This window comes from Anaplasma bovis (assembly GCF_036903315.1).
GTDB classification, from domain to species: domain Bacteria; phylum Pseudomonadota; class Alphaproteobacteria; order Rickettsiales; family Anaplasmataceae; genus Anaplasma; species Anaplasma bovis.
On the sequence record NZ_JAWLNY010000086.1, the window covers coordinates 1 to 2,577 of the forward strand.

4 protein-coding genes are annotated in these 2,577 nt (G+C 44.5%); all 4 read right to left on the reverse strand.

Annotated features, from left to right (window positions below):
• On the reverse strand, window positions 1-669 hold a 669-nt coding region (locus tag R4I06_RS04645), incomplete at its 3' end, for a hypothetical protein (RefSeq protein ID WP_334414421.1).
• Window positions 670-915: 246 nt separating this feature from the next.
• Window positions 916-1,176 carry a hypothetical protein gene (locus R4I06_RS04650; RefSeq protein ID WP_334414422.1) on the reverse strand — a complete coding sequence of 87 codons (261 nt, stop codon included), beginning with the start codon at window positions 1,174-1,176 and terminating at the stop codon, window positions 916-918.
• A gap of 112 nt (window positions 1,177-1,288) precedes the next feature.
• Window positions 1,289-1,615, reverse strand: a complete 327-nt coding sequence (locus tag R4I06_RS04655; protein ID WP_334414423.1) for a hypothetical protein — start codon at window positions 1,613-1,615, stop codon at window positions 1,289-1,291.
• A gap of 322 nt (window positions 1,616-1,937) precedes the next feature.
• Window positions 1,938-2,577, reverse strand: a 640-nt coding sequence (locus R4I06_RS04660) for a hypothetical protein (RefSeq protein WP_334414425.1), incomplete at its 5' end; no start/stop codon positions are given.

Here is a 2,577-nt window from a genome sequence, read left to right on the forward strand (position 1 = left end):
CTCTTGCACTTCTTGTGTTGAAGACCTATTAGAACTCTGGACCTTAGTTGGACCTCCAGAAGCAGAAGATCCCCTTTTTGCATTAGGCATAAAAGCTGCTGGAGTACCTGATCTTTTAACAGAGTCCTGAGCCTTTTGCTTACTTGAGGAAACAGTACTCTCTACATGCTCATTAGCATCAGAACCTTTGTTGTGGGCACCAGTTAGACCTTGGCTCACACCAGAGGAAAAAGCACCCACTAGTGCTGCTACGCTAGGACTCTTATCCTCTTGCACTTCTTGTGTTGAAGACCTATTAGAACTCTGGACCTTGGCTAGACCTGCAGAGGCCCGCCCATGAGAAATGGCAGCATAAATCGCATCATAGCCCACTAGAGCAGTAGCACCCTCTTCAGGAGAATGACCATTTAAAACTTCACTAGAGGAACTAACAGTACCACCTTGAGTCCCATACCCAAGATCCCCCCCCCCCTCATTTATTGCAGCGCCCCCTATGCCATGCCCGCTGCCACAGCGATTAGAAGAAGAATCCGAATCATTGGCCTCCTGAACAGCTGTATTGTCACTACTGTACGCGGTAAAGTCAGCATCTTTTTTATCCTCGGAATTTGAGGAGCAACAGCATCCAAAAAGTTTTCCCATAAACTCACCATCAACTAAAAAATACACTGTACACTACATCGATGTCCGAATTCTATATCTGAAACCGTAAACCTGCAACTGTGGCGAGCCTCTTTATTGCTTTTAAACACATATCAGGCTAGGCATCACAACCAGCACGCGTACGACCTAATTAAAAAACTCAAGATTCTATCAAGGTAATGGTGTGGAAACCGACGCTAACAGGCAACGTGTCACGAGAATTCATGACAAGATCTTGGAAAGCTTGAGACACGTCTACCTGTTGAACTTTCATTAGCGAGCTTTTTTCGGTAAACCTGTGCACTTTGCAGCATATTCAGACACCACACTGACTGCTACAGCTTCCTCTAGCTTGTGGGATTCCTGAACCCCACTCTTCTCTTCCTCAATACAAATATCCGTAACGTAGGGGGGCACAAGTCCACTAGGTGTCAAGAATGCCATAATCCCCATTATCTCTCGCATAGTAATGCGGCTGAAAACTCCAGTACTTCTATCCGTGGAAGCAGCCTTATTTCCTTTACCGGTATTCATAAATTCATCCCTCAATTTAAAAAGGAATACACTACACACCATATCGACGGCCGCATTCTATACCTTAGGCTATCAATTTGCAACCGTGGCGAGTGTCGCGCCTCTAAACGCTTCACATTTTATTTAGCGGGCTTTTACAGGCAGCGCCAAGCAATGCAGACTTAGCAACGCCATGCAGAAATCCGTTGTACATCCTTATTGTTCGCTGTCCGCTGATCGTAGGGTTTGGAAAGAGTATCAGAAGCCTGAAAGCCCATACCTTTATTAATGGAAATCGGACACGCGCAAGAATACAACGTCTTATTAGCCCTTCCTTCTTCTGAAGTACTACTAATATTTCTTTCACTACTAGAATTTGAAGAGAAGCTTCCCCTACAGATTGAGCACTCGCCTTATTAACATTTTTCCATGGATGGAAATGGTATTGCCTCTTCCTCATAGTAGTAGGTTCAACTTCGTTTTTTTAACGACATTTCCACGATGATCTATCATCAGATTTAACACGCTTACCACTTTAGCGTTACTGCAAGTCGAAACTTCTAGCTTACAGAAAGGACACGATTTTAGATATTTCCGAAATTTCTCCATAAATTCACTGTCAATTTAAAGAAAGAATACAGGACATGTGCCGATGCCCGCACTCTTATACCTTGGAGTATAAATCTGCGAAACCATGGAGAGCGCTTTTATGCCCCTATAAACGCACCCCTAGTCAAGCAGCGTTAGCATTCAGCTAGCCTTTGAAGTTAGTGATATAAAAGCTACGCGGAGAGAGCCGTCTCATAAACAGCTGCTCCTCGTACACTATCCACAGAACTAAGTCGTGTGGAAGGAATGCCAGCCCCCAGCTTTCCACTAAAGAAATTGAGATCAGTAGTAGCACTTGAAACTTCTGCCCCTTCCCGCAGCGTGACATCATTAGAATACTCTAAATCCAAAGAGGGGCACTCTTGGGAATTTGCAGCGCTCTCGTGGGTGCAATGATCACCAAGTCCTGTACCCGCGAAACGTAATTTACGCACTATCCGCTTACTACCAATCGATTCTAGCTCTATTAGAAGAATTTTCAGTCCTTGCTTCCTTGTAGATATTAGAACTTTGGCCCCATTATCTACGTAGGTCCATAGAAAAATTTCAGCATTAGTGGGGAAATGAATACTCTCCCAATCACTGCCCTCAGAAACTTCTGACCCTTTGGAAGGGTTTTCTTTGTTAGGCTCATCCATTGCTTCATCGGCGAACTCCGTAAAATTATTATTCACAAGCCCCATCTCATATCCTGCAGAACAGCAATCGGTAGGGTCAGCCTTGCTTGTGCCTTTTCTACGGTAAAGGGCCCGCTGTACGTAAGAGACCAGATTTGAGAAATACACACATGCATGCATAGCTGCAACTATGACG

Bases quoted from the DNA above. Each gene is read 5' to 3' on its own strand.
- R4I06_RS04650 (WP_334414422.1), bottom strand. From the start codon at position 1,176: ATGAATACCGGTAAAGGAAATAAGGCTGCTTCCACGGATAGAAGTACT.
- R4I06_RS04655 (WP_334414423.1), bottom strand. From the start codon at position 1,615: ATGAGGAAGAGGCAATACCATTTCCATCCATGGAAAAATGTTAATAAG.